The sequence below is a fragment of the Cognataquiflexum aquatile genome, from assembly GCF_003316845.1.
Taxonomy (GTDB): Bacteria; Bacteroidota; Bacteroidia; order Cytophagales; family Cyclobacteriaceae; genus Cognataquiflexum; species Cognataquiflexum aquatile.
The window spans coordinates 567543-589048 of record NZ_QMIK01000003.1 but is presented as its reverse complement, the minus strand read 5'-3'; the positions used below and the strand labels follow the sequence as shown (position 1 = coordinate 589048).

At 41.7% G+C, this 21506-nt stretch carries 15 protein-coding genes; 8 read left to right on the top strand and 7 right to left on the bottom strand.

What is annotated here, in order from left to right; translation table 11 throughout:
- Positions 1 to 104: 104 nt before the first annotated feature.
- From DQW11_RS11475 to DQW11_RS11465, 3 genes are all read left to right on the top strand, one after another.
- Complete coding sequence (locus tag DQW11_RS11475) at positions 105 to 983, top strand: AraC family transcriptional regulator (protein ID WP_113924190.1); 879 nt, start codon at positions 105 to 107, stop codon at positions 981 to 983.
- A gap of 84 nt (positions 984 to 1067) precedes the next feature.
- Positions 1068 to 1646 carry a DapH/DapD/GlmU-related protein gene (locus DQW11_RS11470; RefSeq protein ID WP_113924189.1) on the top strand — a complete coding sequence of 193 codons (579 nt, stop codon included), beginning with the start codon at positions 1068 to 1070 and terminating at the stop codon, positions 1644 to 1646.
- Positions 1647 to 1670: 24 nt separating this feature from the next.
- Positions 1671 to 2156 (top strand): cyclophilin-like fold protein, encoded by a 486-nt coding sequence (locus DQW11_RS11465; protein WP_198669886.1) that lies wholly within the window; start codon positions 1671 to 1673, stop codon positions 2154 to 2156.
- Between the two features lie 50 nt (positions 2157 to 2206).
- Here the strand turns inward: DQW11_RS11465 and DQW11_RS11460 are convergent, their stop codons facing one another.
- The 3 genes from DQW11_RS11460 to DQW11_RS11440 form a co-directional block, all read right to left on the bottom strand.
- Positions 2207 to 3040: an MBL fold metallo-hydrolase gene (locus DQW11_RS11460; protein ID WP_113924188.1), complete on the bottom strand. Its 834-nt coding sequence runs from the start codon at positions 3038 to 3040 to the stop codon at positions 2207 to 2209.
- Entirely contained in the window at positions 3037 to 3432 is a 396-nt protein-coding gene (locus tag DQW11_RS11455; protein WP_113924187.1) for a PAS domain-containing protein, read from the bottom strand. The genes DQW11_RS11460 and DQW11_RS11455 overlap by 4 nt, the downstream gene beginning before the upstream one ends.
- 1223 nt (positions 3433 to 4655) lie before the next feature.
- Entirely contained in the window at positions 4656 to 6389 is a 1734-nt protein-coding gene (locus DQW11_RS11440) for an amidohydrolase (protein ID WP_113924184.1), read from the bottom strand.
- A 425-nt stretch (positions 6390 to 6814) separates the two neighbouring features.
- Between DQW11_RS11440 and DQW11_RS22380 the strand changes: the two genes are divergently transcribed.
- Both DQW11_RS22380 and DQW11_RS11415 read left to right on the top strand, forming a co-directional pair.
- On the top strand, positions 6815 to 11113 hold the full coding sequence (locus DQW11_RS22380; RefSeq protein ID WP_198669885.1) for a DUF7149 domain-containing protein: 4299 nt from the start codon (positions 6815 to 6817) through the stop codon (positions 11111 to 11113).
- On the top strand, positions 11110 to 12054 hold the full coding sequence (locus DQW11_RS11415; RefSeq protein ID WP_113924183.1) for a hypothetical protein: 945 nt from the start codon (positions 11110 to 11112) through the stop codon (positions 12052 to 12054). Before DQW11_RS22380 ends, DQW11_RS11415 begins: the two co-directional genes overlap by 4 nt.
- A 547-nt stretch (positions 12055 to 12601) precedes the next feature.
- Here the strand turns inward: DQW11_RS11415 and DQW11_RS11405 are convergent.
- Positions 12602 to 13072: a hypothetical protein gene (locus DQW11_RS11405; RefSeq protein ID WP_113924181.1), complete on the bottom strand. Its 471-nt coding sequence runs from the start codon at positions 13070 to 13072 to the stop codon at positions 12602 to 12604.
- 401 nt (positions 13073 to 13473) lie between these two features.
- Here DQW11_RS11405 and DQW11_RS11395 point away from each other — a divergent pair, with 401 nt between their 5' ends.
- Positions 13474 to 14634, top strand: a complete 1161-nt coding sequence (locus DQW11_RS11395; protein WP_113924179.1) for a baeRF7 domain-containing protein — start codon at positions 13474 to 13476, stop codon at positions 14632 to 14634.
- A gap of 202 nt (positions 14635 to 14836) precedes the next feature.
- Entirely contained in the window at positions 14837 to 16057 is a 1221-nt protein-coding gene (locus tag DQW11_RS11390) for a DUF5692 family protein (RefSeq protein ID WP_113924178.1), read from the top strand.
- Between the two features lie 205 nt (positions 16058 to 16262).
- Here DQW11_RS11390 and DQW11_RS11385 read toward each other — a convergent pair whose 3' ends face one another.
- From DQW11_RS11385 to DQW11_RS11375, 3 genes are all read right to left on the bottom strand, one after another.
- The gene (locus tag DQW11_RS11385; protein WP_157966101.1) at positions 16263 to 17120 is read right to left on the bottom strand and encodes an alpha/beta fold hydrolase; all 858 of its coding nucleotides are present in this window, start codon (positions 17118 to 17120) and stop codon (positions 16263 to 16265) included.
- Positions 17121 to 17260: 140 nt separating this feature from the next.
- Entirely contained in the window at positions 17261 to 18442 is a 1182-nt protein-coding gene (locus DQW11_RS11380) for a BamA/TamA family outer membrane protein (RefSeq protein ID WP_232826725.1), read from the bottom strand.
- Between the two features lie 187 nt (positions 18443 to 18629).
- On the bottom strand, positions 18630 to 19898 hold the full coding sequence (locus tag DQW11_RS11375; RefSeq protein WP_113924175.1) for a DUF5692 family protein: 1269 nt from the start codon (positions 19896 to 19898) through the stop codon (positions 18630 to 18632).
- 579 nt (positions 19899 to 20477) lie between these two features.
- Between DQW11_RS11375 and DQW11_RS11370 the strand changes: the two genes are divergently transcribed.
- Positions 20478 to 21467, top strand: a complete 990-nt coding sequence (locus DQW11_RS11370) for a WD40/YVTN/BNR-like repeat-containing protein (protein WP_113924174.1) — start codon at positions 20478 to 20480, stop codon at positions 21465 to 21467.
- Positions 21468 to 21506: the final 39 nt, after the last annotated feature.

Here is a 21506-nt window from a genome sequence, read left to right as displayed (position 1 = left end):
CTTTAATAAAGATTAACCGAGGCCAAGATTGCTGGCTAGTGGAGACACTTGCCTAGGCGGCGGAAATACAGAATAAAATTATTTGAATTTCTTTATTTTACAGAATGAAAAACAAAATCACAAGATCGGTTTCAGACTTCAACAACGAACTCAAGCTACGTGGCTTCAATGTATTTAAGATAGAAGCTGATGGCAATGCTACAAAAATCTATAGCCGAAAAGACTTCTACAAAATCTGTCTCACAACAGGTACCAGCCGGATTCATTTTGCAGACCGGAGTTTTGAAGCAGAAGGTACCGTATTGTTTTTTGGTAACCCCCATATTCCTTACTCTTGGGAGACAATCTCAAGTTCCTATGTAGGCTACACCTGTCTTTTTTCTGAGGATTTTCTCCAAAACTCATCCCGAAGTAATGCTTTACTCCAATCTCCCATTTTTAAACTTGGTGGAACACCCATTATGGAAATCAATGACAAGCAGAGAGAATTTCTTAACAGCCTGTTTGAGAAAATGATGGAAGAACAGCAATCTGATTATGTAAACAAGGATGAATTGATCAGAAATTATATTCACCTGATCCTCCATGAAGCACTCAAACTTCAGCCCACAGAAAAATACGAAGTCCAAAAAAACGCTGCTTCACGTATTTCTTCCGTATTTTTAGAATTGCTTGAAAGGCAGTTTCCTTTCGAAACTCCCAGCCAACCCCTCAAACTTAGAAATGCGCAGGACTACGCAAACAGCCTCTCTGTGCATGTGAATCACCTCAACCGCTCACTCAAAGAAGTTACAGGAAAATCGACCTCTACCCTGATTATAGAAAGGATTATCAGCGAAGCAAAAGCACTTCTTCTGCATACTGACTGGAATATCTCCGAAATTGCATTTGCCTTGGGATTTGAGTATCCTACCTATTTCAACAACTTTTTTAAGAAATTTACAGGACTCAATCCAAAGGCGTTCCGTGAAGTGCCAGTTTGATTTTCTTAACCTATGATTTGATAATCATTAACTCCAAGGACCAATTAAAGGTACCTTTGTTTTAGGAAAATCAAATCAATAACTATGGTCAATCCAATTGATACCTCAAAGGATATTTTTGAAAGATTGAAAGGCGGCGAGCCAATCAGATTGAACGATCCGGAGTATTTTAAGATCAATGAGATAGTAAACCGGACCCTTTCCCTTGTCAGCAAACTCAACCAATCCGGCGACATCCAGATCATACGGTCCACGCTTAGAGATATCATCGGCAAACCCATAGATGAGTCTACCATGATATTCCCTCCCTTTTATACCAACTTTGGCCGATTTATTCATTTGGGCAAAAACGTCTTTATCAATCATGCCTGTTCCTTTTTGGATCTAGGCGGGATCACGTTGGAGGACCATGTACTGATCGGTCCGCAGGTAAAACTCGTGACTGAAAACCATCCCTTGGATCCTACAGACCGCAGGGCTTTGATCGGAAAGCCAATCGTGATCAAAAGGAACGCATGGATAGGAGCCGGCGCCACCATATTGCCGGGAGTCACTATAGGTGAAAATGCCGTAGTGGCAGCTGGGGCTGTTGTATCAAAAGACGTTGCGGCAAATACGGTTGTAGGAGGCATTCCGGCCAAATTCATAAAGAACATTGAATAATTTCTTTAGAACATAAAAGAGCAAATGAAAAAACAGATTATTCTCAGGACTTGGATGCTCACCATGATATTTGGAATGATTTCCGGTACCTGCTATTCTTGTGGACAGTCAGATGCTGACCTTCAGGTTCAAAATGAAATCAACGATATGGAAAATTCAAACAATAAAATCACGATCAAAGTAGGTTCAAAAACCTTCACTGCGACACTTTTGGACAATGAAGCAGCAAATAGTTTTTTCGATCTCCTTCCCTTGACAGTGACCATGACCGAACTGAACAGAAATGAAAAATACTATCGCCTTCCCAAGAATCTCCCTACAAATCCTGCCAATCCGGGAACGATCCTATCGGGAGATCTGATGCTTTGGGGAGCCAATACGGTAGTCATCTTTTATGAAACATTCGACACAAGTTACAGCTATACCCGTATCGGAAAGATCGATGATCCTGATGGATTGAAGGCAGCTTTGGGGGCCGGGAATGTTTCTGTCAGTTTTAGTAAAGAGTGATTTGAAAGGATATTCGAAAAAAAATTGAGATAGGCTTACACTTTTTCCTCCTACCCCAATTCAATCTCCATGCCTTCCCTGGCAAGGTCAAAGTCAAATTGTCCTGTATGCTTGGACTTCAGGGCTTCAAGAATCTCATTCAGCTTTGTGTCGCTGTGTGCCGGGTCATGGTGGGTCAGCAACAGCCTTTTGACTCCTACATACACTGCCAATTGGATGGCGTCCTCCATACTGGAATGTCCCCATCCAATTTTTTTTCCATATTGTTCGGTGGTAAATTGAGCGTCATGCAGGAGCAGGTCGGCTTCCTCCATGAGTTCAAAACCCGAAATCCATTTTTTATCGAAGTTCAATCCCTTAGGGCCAAGGGCCGGTTCGTGGTCTGGGACGTAGGCAAACACCGCATTTTTCCCTTTGACCCTGAAACCTACTGTGGCCCCTGGGTGGATGACAAATTGGGACATAATGGTGAATGGACCAATCTCAAAACTGCTGTTGGAAATATCATGAAGAAAAAGCTCACAGGGAAGGTCCCGCATCAACACAGGAAACAATGGAGGGGAAAGAAACCTGTTGAGCCGGGAATGTAGGTTGTGGGTGATACTTGAAGGCGCCCAGATATGGACTTCTTTTTCCGGGTCAAACAAAGCGCTGAAAAACCCAAGTCCCTGGATATGGTCCATATGGAAATGAGTCAGCAAGATATCTACCCTCTTGACCTCAGGATCCGGAAGGGTTACCTTCTGCAGTCCAGATCCGCCATCCAAGATGATCATCCGGTCACCCTCCATAATGGTGACACAAGAGGTATTTCCTCCAAAATGGGCTGTTTGAGAGCCTGAAGTAGGTATAGAACCCCTTACGCCTTGAATAGAAACTTTCATATGTCTTTGTTTTCCCAAAAAATAGCGACACCACCGAGAAATTTTCCCATCCTTCCGATGATTGGATAAGAAGTGACCGAAATCTTTTCCGGCTTTCCTTTCAGACTTTCTATCCAGAAAACCTTGTGGTGGGGAAGTTGGTCTTTTAGGGTTTTTACCAAGGGCAATCCTTCCGGCGGCAGTGGTTTCCCCTTTTCATCCAAAGGTTTGAAAATCGTACCCCACACCTCCACGGGCATTTCGCCCGTGTCTCCAAATCGGGAACCAAGGATAGTTTCCGCAGGCTCATTGTAAAAGATCAAATTGCCTGCCGTGTCTGTGATAAATACCGGTATGGAAAGGCAATCGGCAAGCTGTCGGTTGAGAATGATCTCTATGTCGTAGGTGGCCATATGGGGATTGTTTGACTTACATAAATATAATAAATCAAATCATAAAAAAATTTAATAATTATACCCATATAATCTTATTGATTCCTCATTCATTTCACCGAAATGGACGGAAAAAAAGATTGGAGATTTATACCGCGGAGTACACTGAGGGCGCAGAGTTTCTTTTCTCTTTTTTTCACAGCTTACTCTGTGAACTCCGTGAAAATAAATTTTTCACCACAAAGGAAAAGAAGGTTTTGCAAAGGGACGCAGGGGATTTTTAGCCTCTCTGTTTTTGGCGAGAAGTCTTTTTCTCTCTTTCCATACTTTCGGCCAAAAACTCAAATCTGCTTTTTCATTTTTATCCCCGGGTTGCGTTCCTTACCCGGGGTTATTAATATTTGACCACTACGTGGTCAGTCGCGGCCGCCAATGTTTGTGGAGACACAAACATTATTCATTCTTTAACCGCAATGTCCGCCAAGGTTCCGCAATGGGGGATGGATGATTTTTACCGCGGAGGACACTGAGAGCACGGAGTTTCTTTTCTCATTTTTTCTCAGCGTCCTCTGTGAACTCCGTGAAAATAAATTTTTCACCACAAAGGAAAAGAAGGTTTTGCAAAGGGACGCAAAGGGAGAATCGGCTAGAGTAATAATTTACTACGGCTCACACGGAGGGCACAGAGACTGTGGTGTTTTTATTTTATCTTGGTTAAAGCCCTGAAAGGGCGGAATAACAAAGGGATGGGTGCAGCCCATCCTTAAAGTTTGGATGGATTCTCGTGAGCCCTGAAGGGGCGGGACAATTCCTTCAACAAATTTCGCCCTTTTAGGGCTGATGGGATTTTACTGCATTGGAAAAAGAAGGAGTATCAGTGGGAATTATTGACCACACGGAGAGCACGGAGGAAAAATAAGGTGGGGTGAAGACCCCAAAGGGGTCGAACTTTGAATAGCCATTCTGTAACTTTTAACCGCAATATTCGCCAAGGTTTTCTCCATACTCCTCTCTACTCCATCGCCAATGTTTGTGTCTTCACAAACATTCCATATTCTGAAATATTGGTTTTTTTCGATATCCTCCTTCTCCGGAAGCGGTTTACATTTTCTTACTTTTTTACCGAAATATTCTTGCAAAGGGAATAAAGAAATGGAATTCCATTTTAGAATCAATTTCTAAAGGGCAATATTTTATGGCATAAATGGTTGAGGGTTTCTAAAATCCAAATTAGAAACTTAAACTCAATTTGATTTTAAATAAACACATTTCCCCTCTTTGATGGTTTCCAAAACTTTTATGTCCATAATGGTAGCAGGTTCAACTTTTAAAGGATTTTGGTCTAAAATCACCATGTCTGCAAGTTTTCCAACTTCAAGCGTCCCTTTTGAAGCTTCCTCAAAGTACTGAAAAGCCGCCCATGTAGTAATACTCCTCAGGGCATCATAGGGACTTATCCTCTCTTCAGGTCCAATAATCTGTCCCGAACGGCTTGTTCTATTCACCACAGTGTGTAAAATCATAATACTATTGGGCAAGATAACCGGAGAATCATGGTGCTGACTGAACAGCATTCCTTTCCGTAATGCAGTGCCGGCAGGAGAAATCCGACTTCCCCGCTCCTTCCCCAAAACCTCGTTGACATGCCAATCACCCCAATAAAAGGTATGCAATCCAAAAAAAGAAGGTATTATACCGAGTTCTTTCATTTTGTCCAATTGTGGGTCTGTCACCGTTTGGGAATGAATCATAACGGGTCTTCTGTCGTCATTTCCATAAAGAGAAGCAGCATTTTCCACTGCCCTAATAAATTGGTCAGCAGCGGCATCCCCATTACAATGCGCCAGTATTTGCCACTTATTTTCAAAAGAAGCATTGATCAAAGAGAAAACAACCGAATCTTCCTGAATAGCGGGATATCCCCGATAGTCATTATTCTGCCCAGTTGGGGGTATTTTATAAGGTTTAGAAAGCCAGGCTGTTTTTCCCTGGGGAGAACCATCTAGCGAAATCTTTGCTCCTGCGATTCTCAGGTGGTTTTGGTAGGTATCACTTACCCCTACCTCCTTGATATATTCCAATTGGGATTGGATATCAGGGTACACCGCAATATCAATTTCTATTTGGCCTTTTTGGGCTAAACTTTTTAGGATTTCCGAAGCATCGTTGGTAGCCCTGCCTTCTTGACCGGTAGTAAATCCAAAGGACTTGTACATTTCCTGTCCGGCCAAGGCAATTTTTTGGTTGGCTTCAGAATCCAGGCTTCCCAAAATTTTGAAAATAGGAATGAAAAATGCCATCTCCTCCAAGACACCATTGGGGATTTCAGTCCCTTCAATCCTTCTAATCACCCCACCCGGTGGATTTTTTATCCCATCAGCATAGCGCATCAATTGGAGTCCTTTATTGTTCATCGAGGCCAAATGCCCGGATTGGTGGATAATGATCACGGGAATGTCTTTTGACACTTTATCAAGGTCTTCGGCAGTGGGATGGAGTTTTTCTGTGAGTTGGGAATCATCATATCCAAACCCGATAATCCAGTTAATTTCATCGATGACCGCCTGGTTTTTACTTTTCCATTCATTCAAAATATCTAAAATTGACTGGATATTATCCCCGGGACCATCAGGAGGAGGTAATAAATTGGCAGCTAGGGCTTGTATCCCTGTATTAAAAATATGCCCATGGGCGTCTATAAAACCGGGAAGCATGGTTTTTCCTTTCAGGTCAACTTCTAAAGTTGGGTTTGGAAATGTTTTTTTTGCCTCATCCAAATTACCCGCAAAAACGATTTTCCCTTCCTTGACGACAAGCGCATCTATGTATTGAGGTTGGTCACCGGCCATGGTAATAATATCACCCCCGTGATAAAGGGTGACATTTTCAAGAGCTACATTTTCTACAGGTTTATTACAGGAAAGGAAAAAATAAATAGAAAAAAAGACAAGAAAGGGAAAAGAGCGATTGGTTCTCATAAGATGTCAGATTTGACATAAAATTTACAAAATGAAATTTTTATCTGCAAAGCTGAAACGCGGTTTTTAATCATGGCTTGAGGCAATTGGATCATAGAAAATCCCAATTGTTTCAATATTCTCATTTCCTTAACCGCAATGTTCGCTAAGGTTTCGCAAAGGAGGCAAAGGATTTCTATTCTTTTACCTCGGAGGAGGCAGAGCACCAGAACGAGAAAATCAAAAGCAAGAATAAAAAGAGGAGAAAACCTACCCTTGTCATTTCGAACGCAGAGAGAAATCTTATCATTCTTAATCCTTTGACAGCAATGGTCGCAAAGAATTCAAAATTTTAACTTTTTAATTCAGAATTGTCCTAAGACTATAATGCCTTTCCACCTTAAAAACTTATCTTAATCCCCTGAAAAAGTAAACATACCTTGTAGATGATTTTAAGAGAATTGAAACCAAAGAAGGCGCTCAACAAAGCTTTTTTGAAAGTAAAACCCAACAGGATTGAAATTGAAGGTTTCAAAGCCAACCTCATTACACTCCTCGACAGAACCAATGACACCGAAACGGAGGAGTTTCACAAAAATCTCGTTTCGGACTTTCTCAAGGATACTTACTACAAGCAAAACCACTTTATCAATACCAAAGGCCGCAATGACCTGGTCATCCACAACGGCAGTCAGGCCAATACCCCTGTGGCCGTAATCATTGAGGCCAAAAAGCCGACAAACAAATCTGAAATGGTGACGACGGAAAGGCTGAACGCAAAAGCATTTCAGGAATTGGTCCTTTACTATCTTAGGGAAAGGATTACCCACAAAAACCTGGAGGTAAAACACCTCGTGGTCACCAATATCAACGAATGGTTCATCTTTGACGCCACCCTTTTCGACAGGCTTTTTGCCCAGAATAAAAGCTTTGTGCAGAGATTTCAGGATTTTGAAGATGGAAGACTGGCAGAAGTAAAGACAGACTTTTTCTACAAACAGATTGCCGAACCTTACATCGCCGACATCAAATCAGAAATAGAATTTACCTATTTCAATATACAGGATTACCAAAGACCCCTGAGAAACGAAGACAAACAGGACGACAACAAACTGATCGCGCTATTCAAACTCCTGTCACCCGAACACCTTCTCAAACTCCCTTTTACAAACGACAGCAACAGCCTTGACAAGCGCTTCTATGCAGAACTGCTCCACATCATCGGACTCACCGAAACCAAAGAAGGAGGCAAAAAACTCATCGGGCGCAACAATGTGGGGGAAAGACATTCGGGAACGATCCTCGAAGATGCCATCATCCAACTCGACAGTCTTGACAAGCTGAGCCGGCTTGACAAACCAAGCCAATTCGGTAGCACGACTCAAGAGCGGCTTTTCAATGTCGCCCTTGAGCTCTCCATCACTTGGATCAACAGGATCTTATTCCTGAAGCTACTTGAAGCACAACTGATCACTTACCATAAAGGAGACAAGGCGTATTCCTTTCTCAACCTTGACAAGATCAAAAGCTATGACGACCTGAACAGCCTCTTCTTTCAGGTCTTGGCAAGGAAGCATGAGGACCGGAATGACGATGTCAAAAAGGTCTTTGAGAAAGTTCCCTACCTCAATTCCTCGCTTTTTGAGCCGACGGATATGGAGCAGGTCACTTTATTTATCTCCAACCTGAAAGACACCAAGTCCATTCCTGTCATCGCCTCTACCGTTCTCAAAGACAAGCAGGGCAAAAAGCGCACAGGAAACATGCCTGTTTTGGAATACCTGTTTGCGTTCTTGGATGCCTATGACTTCAGCAGCGAAGGCTCAGAGGAAATACAGGAGGACAACAAAACACTCATCAATGCCTCGGTGCTTGGTCTGATATTCGAGAAGATCAACGGATACAAGGACGGTTCCTTCTTCACGCCGGGCTTTATCACGATGTACATGTGCCGGGAGACCATCCGAAAGGCTGTAGTGCAGAAGTTTAACGAAGCACTCAACACCCTCACCCCTGGCCGTACTGTAAAAGATGGGGATTCTTCTAACACCCTCACCCCTGGCCCCTCTCCCCGAGGGAGAGGGGTTTGGGGTGAGGGTATTCCCCGAGGGAGAGGGGATGAACCCAGAATTGAACTTCAGGGGCAAAAGATAAATCCTGAGCTTTTGGAACATGCAAGGGAGATGAGAAAAAATGAAACCCCTGCAGAAGATTTTATGTGGAATCTCCTTCGAAATCGGAGATTTCTTGGATATAAATTCAGAAGACAGCATCCCGTGGCCCAGAAATATATCCTGGATTTTTTCTGTGATGAATTACGGCTTGGGCTTGAGTTAGACGGCGACTACCATAATTCCCAAGACCAAAAAGAATATGATGAAGGAAGAACATATGAACTGACAGAATTAGGAATAAAAATAATCCGATTCAGCAATCAGGAGGTTCTTTGGGAAACAGAAAAAGTCCTCGAAACCATCCGCGACTTTGCTACCACCAAATCTCTTCCCCCCCTCTCCCTTGGGAGAGACGAGGAAGGCGCATCTCCCCTCTCCCTTGGGAGAGGGGCCAGGGGTGAGGGTGATAAACTAGACAGAGGGGCCAGGGGTGAGGGTGATTATAAAGGAAGAGCCGCCAGACCTGAGGGTATACAATTAAAAAACTTCAACGACCTCTATGACTTCATCGGGCCAGGCGGTGTATTTTCCTACAAAGAAGCCAACAACATCGTCAACAGCATCAAAATCTGCGATCCCGCCGTAGGTTCGGGACACTTCTTGGTATCGGCACTCAATGAAATGATAGCGGTCAAAAACGACCTCAAAATCCTCCTCGACCGGGACGGAAAGCGCCTGAAAGAATACCAAGTCGAAGTCGTCAACGACGAACTGACCGTCACTGACGAGGAAGGGGAATTGTTCGAATACATCCCGTCCCCCCTTTCATCCCCCCTGAAGGGGGGAAAGGGTGAAAGCCAACGCATCCAAGAAACCCTCTTCCACGAGAAGCAGACGATCATCGAAAACTGCCTCTTTGGTGTCGATATCAATACCAACTCTGTCAAAATCTGCCGTCTCCGTCTGTGGATAGAACTGCTGAAAAACGCCTACTATAAAAACCCCACCGAACTCGAAACCCTTCCCAACATCGACATCAACATCAAGTGCGGCAACTCCCTCGTAAGCCGCTTTGCGATCGATGCAGACCTGAGGCAGGCACTGAAGAAAAGCAAGTGGTCGATAGACAGCTACCGCATCGCAGTCGATACCTACCGCAACGCCGAAAACAAAGAACAGAAGCGGGAAATGGAAAGGCTGATCGCGGACATCAAGTCAGACTTCCGCTCTGAAATCACCAAAAACGACCCCAAACTCAAGCGGAAAGCACAGCTAGCAGGGGAACTCTACAACCTCACCATGCAGCAGGGCCTCTTCGAAGAAAGCCCAAAACAAAAGAAAGAACGCCTTGCCAAAGTCGAAAAACTGGAAGAATCCCTCAACAAACTCGAAACCGAAATCGAAGAGATCAAAGCCAACAAGATCTTTGAAAATGCCTTCGAATGGCGTTTTGAATTCCCTGAGGTATTGAATGAGGAAGGGGATTTTGTGGGTTTTGATTTGGTGATTGGAAATCCTCCTTATAAAATGATTCAGCCGAATAACACATCGTTAGCTGATCTTGCTTATTTTAAGCAGAGATTTCCCTTCGCAGAATTCAAAATTGATCTTTTTCATCTATTCTATCAATTAGGGACATTTATATTGAAAGATAAAGGCGACATATGTTTCATTACACCAAGCTCAATTCTTAATAATGTTTACGCCTCGGGTTTACGGAGTTTTTTAACTAAGAATCATAATATTTATACAATAGCTGTTACGGAATCTAAAATATTCGAGGAAGCAGATGTGCATACTGGGATTTTTCATTTTGAAAAAACGATAAATACATATCCTGATAAAATGATTCAGCTTACGACAGATCTTGAAAATGTCATTAATGGTTCAATTGGATTTAGATTGATTTCACAAAAAGATTTTAAAAGTCAAGTTGGTGACAATTGGAATTTATTAATTGATTCGAGTAACATTTCAATCTTTAAAAAGTTGAAAAACCTCAATTTTTTAGGTGAAATATCAAAAATCAATAGGGGCTTAATATCAGGGGATAGAGATAAATTCTTTTCTAAGGAAAAGAAAACAGATAACCATGTCAAAATCCTAACAGGAAGTGACATTCTTAGGTATAGGTATCTGGAACCTGAGGAATATATTTGGTTTGAAAGACCCAAATCGGCAGGAGGGTGTTGGGATAGGGAAGTACATTTTGCCCCATTTAAAATTTGTATTCGACAAATAGGAAATGAACCAATTGCAACAATTGTTGACAATCCTTATGCTGTTACAGGAAATATTTTCACGATTATTCATGATGATTTGAATACATTAAAGTATATCCTTGCCATTTTTAACTCCAAATTCATTAAATATTTTTGGAAAATAAATTTTCATGATTTCAAAACTTCCTTCCCGCAAGTCACCATAAATAGCCTCAATTCTATTCCTATTAAATTTGACACCAACGAATTCCAATTATTCATTGTAAAAAAAGTTGATATGATTTTGGATTTGAAAAATATCCCTACCTCCGACACCTCCGACCTAGAAAACCAAATCGACCAATTGGTTTATCAGCTTTATGACTTGACAGAGGAGGAGATTAGGATAGTGGAAGGGGGTGAGATATGAGTTTTGAAATACCAAACGGAAAGGATATCCGAGAAGGAATAAATCAATTACTGCTAATTAAAAATTGGGATCGTTTTAAAATCAATGATGATCCTGAGAAATTTGCAAAAGAGTTAGATGAATTCCTTCTATCAAAATTAAAAATTCTTCCACTTTTTGTAACAAAATTTAGTTTTAATGATTTTCCATTTAAATTCTACAGACTTAGAAAGTTTGACAGGAATATGAATATTAATTTAAAGTCAGAGTATTCTTATCCACCAGTTGAATATGTTAAAGAGACTCAAAGGGCAAATCTTCCGAATCATCCTGTTTTTTATTGTACCAATTCTCCTGGAACAGCAATTATTGAAACAGTTAAAACAGGAGAAGGAATAAATTTTGAAAAAGATATTTTTTTTCTATCTGAATGGCAAATGAATCCAGAAAGGGAATTTAAAGTAACACCTTTCTTTTTCGAATCAATCGAAAAAGAAAGTATTTTTAACCATTGGCAAGAAGATAATAAAAAGAAATTAAATAATATTTTATCAAAATATTCTAAAGATCAGATTAATTCATATTTAGAAGTACTTATATATTTATCAAATTTATTTGTTTTTGAAAACACTTACCCTGTAACGGGTTTTATCGCTCACGAACATATTTATGCAAACCATGATTTGAATACCGAAATTTTTGTTTATCCCAGTTTTCAGGCTAAAAGAAAAACTGTGAATTATGCAATTCATCCAAATGTTGTTATGGATTATATGAGGCTGGAAACAATTTACAAGTTAAAATTGAATGATATCGATTTTAAGAATGAGTCTATTTCTTATAATTTATTAAAAATTGGTGATTATATAGAAGGAAAAATTATTTGGAAAGACATCGATTCAAAAAATCCTGATTTAATAGAAAAATTAAAAAATGTTTTTGGAAATGATATAAAAGTTTAAACTGTTTGTTGCACAAGCCTTTTATTTTTTGGGATTTGAAATCCCAATTCTGAGAAGTTAAATCCAGGGCTGCTTCCCACTGAAAAAAAATCCTGTATTCTTCCCAAGCCAATGAAATGCCATTCCCGAGAACCGGAAGTTAGAAATATTTAATCCCTCAGGGGTACTTCACAAGTGGAGGGGGATACTTCGGAAGTACCCCCCTCCACTTCATTACCCCATCGTTGGACCTTTTTACTCCTCGCTTGAGCCTTTTTACTCCTCGCTTGCGCCTTTTTGCTTCAATGTTGCGCCATTTTGGTTCACGCTTGCGCCTAATTGCTCCGACGATGAGCCATTTTGGTTCACGCTTGCGGCTTTTTGCTCGGACGTTGCGCCTATTTGGTTTACGCTTGAACCTAATTGCTTCAACGCTGAGCCTCTTAGGTGCATTGTCGGGATTGGGAAGTACCCTCTTGGTTTTTTGTGGTTGGCAATAAAAAAAGCCGAACCAAATGGTCCGGCCTAAAAAGGGTTTATCCAACAAATCAATCAAATTTTGGCACCATCAGACAGTACCGGTTCCGCTTTTGCTTTTCTTCTCAAACCTCTTTCTCAGGTCTTCATAGATGGCTTTGGCATCGGGCGCATTCATTTTTGCGGCTTGCTTTACCGAATTGTAATAACTCAAGGCCCCTTTATAGGCTTCAGACCCTGCAAGCATGGCGGTATCGCTCATGGTGTCTTTGATCTGATCTACCATCCTGAGTAAAGGAAGCAGATTGGAGGTAGCATTCCAATCTTTTTGGAGTTCGGCCTGATTGACAAAGGGCGGGAGAAACTCCGCATTGTTGACGGCATAGTCCATGACCTTGTCCACAAAAGGCTCTGTGCCGTCACTCATTTTGGGGATGGTTTTGCGTTGCTCGGGTGTGAGTGCAACGACATAGGGTGCCAACAGGCCCTGTACCTGTTGGAGAGCGGCCTTGATGGCCTGGAGATCCGCCGGTGGGATCTCGATGGAGATTCGATTTTCCATTGATTTGATTGTTTAAAATGAAAGAATTGAACTGTAAGCACATAGTACTTAGAACAAAATGTAGTTATTGGACAGGAAATAAACAAGGGTTTAGGTAAAAATTTTTAAGAATGTTAGTTCAATGTCGAAAAATACCGTAGGAAGGAGGGTTTTTGGGATTCCTAGAATTTGGGATTTGTCTTTTGGTTTATCTCTCCGACCTTCTTCTCTCAGTATCGGAATATTGCCACAAAATCCGAAAGGAAACTTCACTCCCTTTCTATCAAAAATTGATTTCTTTATAACTTTTTATGCATTTGATAGCATATTATTTTGGGTTTTTTCATAGATTGTTTCATCTTTTATATTCAAATACAGGATCCTGAATTATAATTTTAAACCATCCATAAACCCCAAACAAAATGAGAATTTTTGACAAAGAAGAATTTATTGCCCTTTCCAAAAAATCGGGTTATCCTTTCGTCTCTATCTACACACCGACCTCCCGGTTGAGTACTACTGCCTACAGGGAGGACAAAACCCATTTCAAAAACCAACTGCAGGAGATCAACAACAGACTTACTTCAGAAAAGGGTCTGGCTTGGAAAGAGGCCGACAGAATACTTGCTCCTGCCAATGAACTTTTAGATAACGATGAATTTTGGGAGCACAATTCCGACATGTTGGCCGTCTTCCTTCATGATGGGGAAATGGAGGTTTTTCAATTACCCCTTGAAGTACAGAAAAGCAGCCATTTTATCGGATCCAAACCGATGCTTCTTCCGATTATTCCTGAGCTTTCGGATGATGGTCACTATTATTTACTGTTATTGAACCTTGACCATATCTACCTCTATGAAGCGACGAGAAACGGAATTCAGGAACTAGATGAGGAAGATATCGCCTCTTCCTTTACAGAAGGTGAAGAAGAAGCAAGGGGTGATAAAGGTTTTCAGGCAAGGGGTGCGGGGGCAGGATCGCAGTTCCACGGTCATAGCGAGAATTCCGACGAGGAGAGAAAAAAGCGCTTACTCCAATTTTTCCACAGGGTAAATAATAAATTGGTTCCGGTTCTTAACCGTAACCCCTTGCCGCTATACCTTGCAGGGGTGGAATACCTTGCCCCGATATACAGGGAGGCAAACAGTTACGGATACCTGAAGGAGGGCAAGATCACCGGAGCATTCAACCACAATGACATGATGATTCTCCATGCCAAATCATGGGAAGTCGCAGCGCCTTATTTTGAAACAGAAAGACTTGAAAGAAAGGAAAGCTTCGGTTCTTACCTCGCCAATGGTCTTGCGATCAACAATGACAAACTCAAACTGATCAAGGCGGCACTGACAGGAGCAGTAGACACACTTTTGGTGGACAAAGACCATGAGCATCTGTGGGGGACTTATGATGAAAGTGCCCACCAAATCGTCCTTTCTGAAACCCAAGAACCGGGAATGCACTGTCTGATAGATGAGGCTGCTGCCAGGGTCATTGATTTCAAAGGCAAGGTCTACCTCGTAGAACCTGACATGATGCCGGATGAAAGCAGCGCCATCGCAGGAATCTTGAGATATCCGCTGTAACAGTTTGCCAAAAAGAGTTGCCCTATCCTCGGCAACTCTTTTTGATTTTTTGCTGAAAACGGTTTTCCCGAATCCATTCACCTGACAAATCTCGAAGCATAGCCTTGCAAAATAATTATAGACCAGGCCCTGTTTTTAAATTTAAATCCTTAATTTGATTGAAATAATATTCTTTACATCCACCCTTTAACCAATAAAAATTATGCCCAATTTCAATTTTGCAAGGAATTCCCTATCAGTTTTCCTGTTTGCTATGTTTTTCGTGCTTGCGGGGATTCCCTTTGCACAAGCCCAAAGTCTTCCCGGCGATCATGGCCGATGGATTGGAACTTTGGAAGGTTCGATGGTCGATTCCCAGGGAAGCGGCCTGGTGTATGATTTTCAATTCAAGGAAGACGGCACCGTCGATATTGAAAAAAGCATGACTGTCCGCAAACTGAAGCAGACTTTCAATTGGTCGATGGAAGGGTCAAACATTGTCCTGTCCGGCGATGCTTCCGGTCCTATCGGAGAACTTTCAGACAGGACCATCACCTACATCGATGACACCCGATACGAGTTCAAACATGTGGATGGCGAAACAGACGTAGAAATCCGCAAAAGCAAACCCTTCTGGTCTTGGATGCATTTGGTGTTTCTGTTTATTATCCTGATGGTGGGCAATGAAATCTCCAGATATTACAAGGGCGTCTCTTATTTGCTTTATTTCATTCTTCCCATAGTCTTGATCCCACATTGGATGAAAGCCGGATTTGACGGTTGGTTCAGGTGGATCAAACTGTATTCTGCCGTCGCAGGAAGTGTTTTTACGACCTTCTTTAGGTTTCACAACATTGATGGAAAAACATGGGCAAAATTTGTGGTCATGTTGATCTTGGCCATCAACATTGCTGAGGCGGTATTGCAGGATTTTTCCCAACCGGATTTGCCTAACATCATCAATGGCATTGCCGGCGTATTGTGTATGGTTACCATATCGAGATGGAAGGGCGTCAAGAAAGACGAGCAAAAGCCCCATGACATGCTGTGGCCGGGAATGACGACATTTTGGATTTTGGCCTATGATGTATGGAACATCACCTTTGTTTATATCAATTTCCCAAATACCGTTGCATTTTCTTTCATCGTCTTGTTGGCGCCGACAGTAGCTGCCATTTGGATCAAAAAAGGAACCTACCTTCAGGCAAGGGCATTTACTTTGGCGATTTATATGATGTACCTCTTCAGCTTCAAAGCCTTTGCAGACAACAGCTTGGGACTGACTTTTGTGATCCCGATGCCAAGGTCTGAAAACCTCGTATTGATCATGGCTTTGGTCAGCTTGGCCTTTAATGTGGTTTATTTTGTGCTTCATTACAGGTGGAGATTTACAGGAAAAGCTCCTGCCAATCTGGAAGTAGGACAAAGCGAATCTGTGCTTTAAAATTTGATATTGATTGATATTAGATATTGATTGATAAAGATTACTAAACCATCCACAATCTCTGTTTTAAAAGTTTGAGGCTCAAAAAAGCAGGCAATCAAAAAGGCTATCCTGATTTGGGATAGCCTTTTTTTTGCTCTAATTATATTCCAAAACATTTCATTCCGTCAACATATGCTTTTAGGAATGTCCACGTTGCAGTTTCCTAATTCCTGGAAAGGAACTCTTTAATATACCTATTGACCAAATCTGGTTTTTCGTGAATGATCCAATGAGTGGCTCCTTCCACCTCTTGGATGGTCAGGTCAGGTACGAATCCATCCAATCCATTTAGGTTGGAACTGAGGATAAACTCATCGTCCATGCCCCAGATAACAAGTGTCGGGACATTGACCGAAAAATCCTTTATATCATAACCGTAGCCATATTGGGCGCTAGCCCTATACCAGTTAAGCCCTCCGGTCAAAGCACCGGGGCGAGACCAAGCCTCTCTGTATATTTTTTTGTCCTTTTCGGTAAATACGCCGGATTTTAACCCTTCCGACATCATCATGGTGACCAGGATTTCAAAATCATTGGCTGTGAGTTTTGCTTCAGAACCTTCTGCCCTGAACATCTGTGTGTAACTGTTCCCTGCCTGCTGCGCCGGATTTTCCCTCATCTCTCTTGCAAAGATCGCCGGATGGGGAGAATTGATTATAATGAATTTTTCCAAAAGGTCAGGATGTACTATTGCCAGAACCCAACATACAATCCCTCCCCAGTCATGTCCAATTAGGGAAAATTTCTCATGACCAAGACCTTTTACCATTCCCGCCAGGTCATCCACCATATTTTTTATTTGGTAGGCTTTTACTTCCCCGGGCTTGTCAGTCAGGTTATACCCCCGCATATCAGGAGCTACAGCAGTATATTCCTTGCTCCCGATAAAGGATTGCAGAATATTATAATTGCCATACCAAAACTCCGGAAACCCATGTGCCATCACAACCAACTTAGGGCCTTCGCCTGCTTTGACATAATGCATTTTAATTCCGTTGGTTTCAATGAAATGGCTCGTCATTCCTTTTTTTAACAAATGATCCTGGGCAAATGATATTGACATGCTCAAAAATAAAAATGAAACCATAAGGAAAATGCAAATCTTTATGTTGGATACTTTCATGATCGTTTATGATTTAGGTAAAAATTTTAGTCTGAATTCTAGAACATTTCATTCAAGTTGAGAAAAATGGCCGATGCACCGTGGATTCCCCTTCCGTAATCCAATCCGATATTGACCCTGTTTTTTGGACTGATCATATACCTCAAACCAGCGCCGTAACCAGCCTGGAAGTGACTGAAAAGCTTCACATTGTCTGTCCTGCTGCTGGCAGAAGTGGCATTGACAAAGACCACACCTCCCAATCTGTCTTTTGTCTTTTGCAAAGGAAACCGCCATTCTGCTTCTGTGTAGGTCAGGTCTTCTCCCCTAAACCTCCCCATGGTATAGGGCCTTCCCGATCTACCGAACATGTCCCAACCTGTCGCAGGCAAAAACATATAAGGCACCTTGCCTCCTGTCACAAACCAACCATAAGCCCACACTGCAATCAGATTTCTGGGTCTTTCGGGGTTGAGGTTGAAATAATCCCGGTATTCCAGCCAAAGTTGGCTTGCTCCTTCGGTACTTCCCAAAAACTCGGGATTGAGTCTCAAAGAGGCAAAAACCAAACGGCCGTCATAGGGATTGGCCACATTGTCACGGCTATCCAAAGACGCATTTAAAGAAACACCCGATTGGGTATAGCCTTCAAGAGGCATTCCTTTCAGGGTTTGGTATTGATAGTGGTAGGTGAGTCTGGGAGGATCTGCATCCAGGTCCAATTGCTTGTCATCGATATTGGACATGATGTCCAGATGGTATCCGACCCCATAGAAAAACCTGGTATCTGCATACCGCCTCAAAGCGGTCTGGTAAAACCTGAAGTGGTCAAAACCCATCATTTCGTTTTCCGGTGGACCTTTGACCAGGTCATCTGATACCTCTCCATCTTCGCCAATGACAGTGTGGTAGGCATACCTTGCATCTGTACTCAGTCCGTAGGTAGGCTGACTGTTGAGGTTGAACCTGAGGTCAGTCATCATCAGCCATCTGTCATTCTCCAAAAACATATTTCCCCTTACCTGGAGAAACAACTGGTTTTTTTGGGTATAGAGAAAAGTCCCCAGGAAACTTGTCATACTTGTAGTTTCGGGATTGCCATTGAACCAATTAAATCCCGGGGCAACACCATAAACCAAACCTGTGGTCGGATTGGCAGCAATGACCGGCATGGGGATGATGGTCACTTTCTTTTCTTTTTTTCCTTCGGGAATGGAATCCATATCCTGGCTGAAAGACATTGTCCCAAAGCTAAAAAGGAACAGAATGAACAATAAAATTCTTTGGCTATTCATCATCATGTGATTTAAAAGTGAATAAAAAAACAGGCCTGTTTTTTTCAATGGGAATGAAGAAAAAAGGCTACCCTCGATTCGGTAGCCTTTTATGTTTAGTAAAATCCTAGCTAGAGAGGAATTATCCTTTTTATTAGGCCATTTTGATAAAATGCGGGAAGGTTTTGTTGGTGGCCACTATTGCCTCCTGCTCGGCTAGGGTCAACACCGGCTGACCAAATCCCCATGCTTTTCTCCTGATCATCATGCCAAAATGTACATAAGCATTATAAACATTGAGCCCAAGGCTAAGCATAGCCAAAATGATGATAAAAGTAGGATCATCCGGAAGCAACACATTGTTCAATGGATGGCTGATCCATTTGGAACCGCTCATGATGTACATCATGTATGCAGATAAAGTGTAAGCCCTTGCCTGAAGCCATGTGCCTACTTTATAAAAGGCAGGAATGGTGCAGGATAAAAGCACTATCAGACCCATGACACCGTGCTCAGGGATACAGTTACAGATATAACTCCAGTTCCAAACGTCATAAGCGATGATCCAAAGCAAGGTCATGTCCGGCCAAACCATGTCTTTGAATTTTGAATCGTCTGCCTTGATGGTCAACCATCCGGAAAGCGTGATGATACAAAGGATGCCGGCTGTACCGTTGAGGTAATGGTAAATCCCTCCAAATCCGGTACCCAATTCAAAATCCCTCATGACAGCTTCCACAATATTGATGGCCAAAATGGCTGCTACTACAAATTTTGCCCATTTGTAATTGTTCAATTTGGTAAACCTGACCAGGGTGAAAAACACCGAACCGGCGAGGGCTGACCAGACCTTGGCTACGTGAAACCAGGTGTCTACCGCAGTACCAACAGTGGTGATGGGCCATACATAAATGGTAAGGTAAAGGGGCAAAATCACACAGGTAGCCCAAACAAACCATTTGGACCATCTGCAGAGGTAATTGAAAATCAGCAAAACAATCAAAACCGCCGATACATGTATGATGGCAGGCACATTGGAATGCTCCTGCACTTCATAATCAAGTCCATCTTTGGAAAAAGTGAACAAACCCTCTCCTGCTTTGGTCATTGTGACATCATTGAAATCGTCGATGACACTCGGAGGCCAAATCGGGGTGATGGTCAGTTTGTCTCCATTCAATTCATACTTCTGTTTTTCTTTGAAATCTTTGTCTTCCGAGTTTTTCTTTGTTACAATAACGGTTCCATCCTTGCTGAAACTAAAGATGAAGACCTGATTGTCACTTCGGGTAACTGCATACTTGCCTTCTAAAGACGCCCTTTCCTGAGCAATTAAAGGTGAAATGATTCCCCCGAAAAGAAGGAGGAACAGCATTGGCTTAAGTAGGTTTTGAAGCCAATGAAAACTGGTACTTTTTCTCATGTTACTGTTTTGTTAAGTTATGGTTAATGGAGTAAATAAAAAGATCACAGTAAAAAACTAAATGTGAAGAAATCATTACGAGGATTTCAAATTAATTTTTCCTTAGAAATATAAATAAATTTTTAATTTAAAAAAAAGCTGTTTTACAAGTTTTTGATTCTATTTTTTCTCAAAACAGTGACATATTCTACTTTCTGTAAAATGACTCAAATTCAAATATCAAACATAATTAGACGAGAGATATTCAATGTCTTCTTGGGGTTATTTGTTGAAGGTTGAATATTGAAATGTAGTAGAAAGTACCAGCCAAGTGGTTTTTGAAATCAGTCGGCTGTTACAAGTAGTCCCCCCTCGGCTTGGTCAATTGCCTTTTAGCATTGAGGTTCAAGCATGCGCCGGTTGGTGCCGATAGCTATCGGTATGAAATCCCACACTTTTGTTTTTTGGGATTTACTTTCCGCCTCTACTAGCAAATAAATGCCCTGAGTTTAGCTTTGACTGTGGAGGAGACCGGGATAGTGGAAGGGGCAGGATAATTCCATTTCCTTTGTATATTCCAAACAAAAACAATCAATTTGAATGAAGTATAACTTGATTCCGGTTTTGATATTAGCCTTATGCTGCTGCAAGGAACCAAATCCAAATACTGTCCTCTCGGAAAAAGCTCCTTTAATAACCATTTTTGGAAACCAATCAAATGAAAAAGGGTTGGTCTATTTCTCTTTTGACAATGGAAATACCTGGAAAAATGTAAGTTCGGGCATTCCCCAAAACTCCTCCATCGGATTGGGTGGTGTTGCCGTATCCAAAACCCAAATTGGAATAGCGACCAAAGATATGGGTGTTTTTTTATTCAGCGAGGCAGACAGTTTATGGTATAATATTCCCACAGATAAAATTATCCTGGAAGGAAATCTTGGAGCGATTATGTTCTATCATGACACCATTTATGTAGGTACCCAATATAAGGGAGTATTCTATTCCACTGACCAAGGCAAATCCTGGACATCCCAAAACTCAGGATTGGGAGACACAACTATCAGGAGGTTTTTAATTTTTGAAGATATCCTTTATGTCTGTACTAATGACGGTTTTTACTCCCTTGGGTCAGATTCCGATTCTTGGAAATTGGAATTTGGACAGCCCTCTTTGCAGGTCAATGGTGCAACTGACTTTGATCATGAACTCTATTTGGCAACAAGCAAAGGAATTTTTAAAAAAGATGCTTCCGGGGAATGGAAAAATATCCTTCCCAATCACAGTGTTCACAATATCAATTCGGATGTAGATCAAATCTACGCCATGACCTACACGGCACTTTTATTGACCTCAAAGGATGGGATGGTATGGCAAAAGGCACAGGAAGGATTGCCTGAAGATTTATATACCTTCAATGTACTTAACCAAAATGGCATCGCTTTGGCAGGTCAGTGGGATGGGGTGTATAGAAAAGGAAAATCAGATTTTCACTGGAAACCATCAAGTGAGGGACTGCCCGCAAATTTCGCAGTTACCAACCTGATTTCATCAAATGGGACTCTGATTGTAACTACGTCCAAAGGAAAGTAAAAAAAAGGGGCAAAATAATAAAGATCTAATCGTCATGAT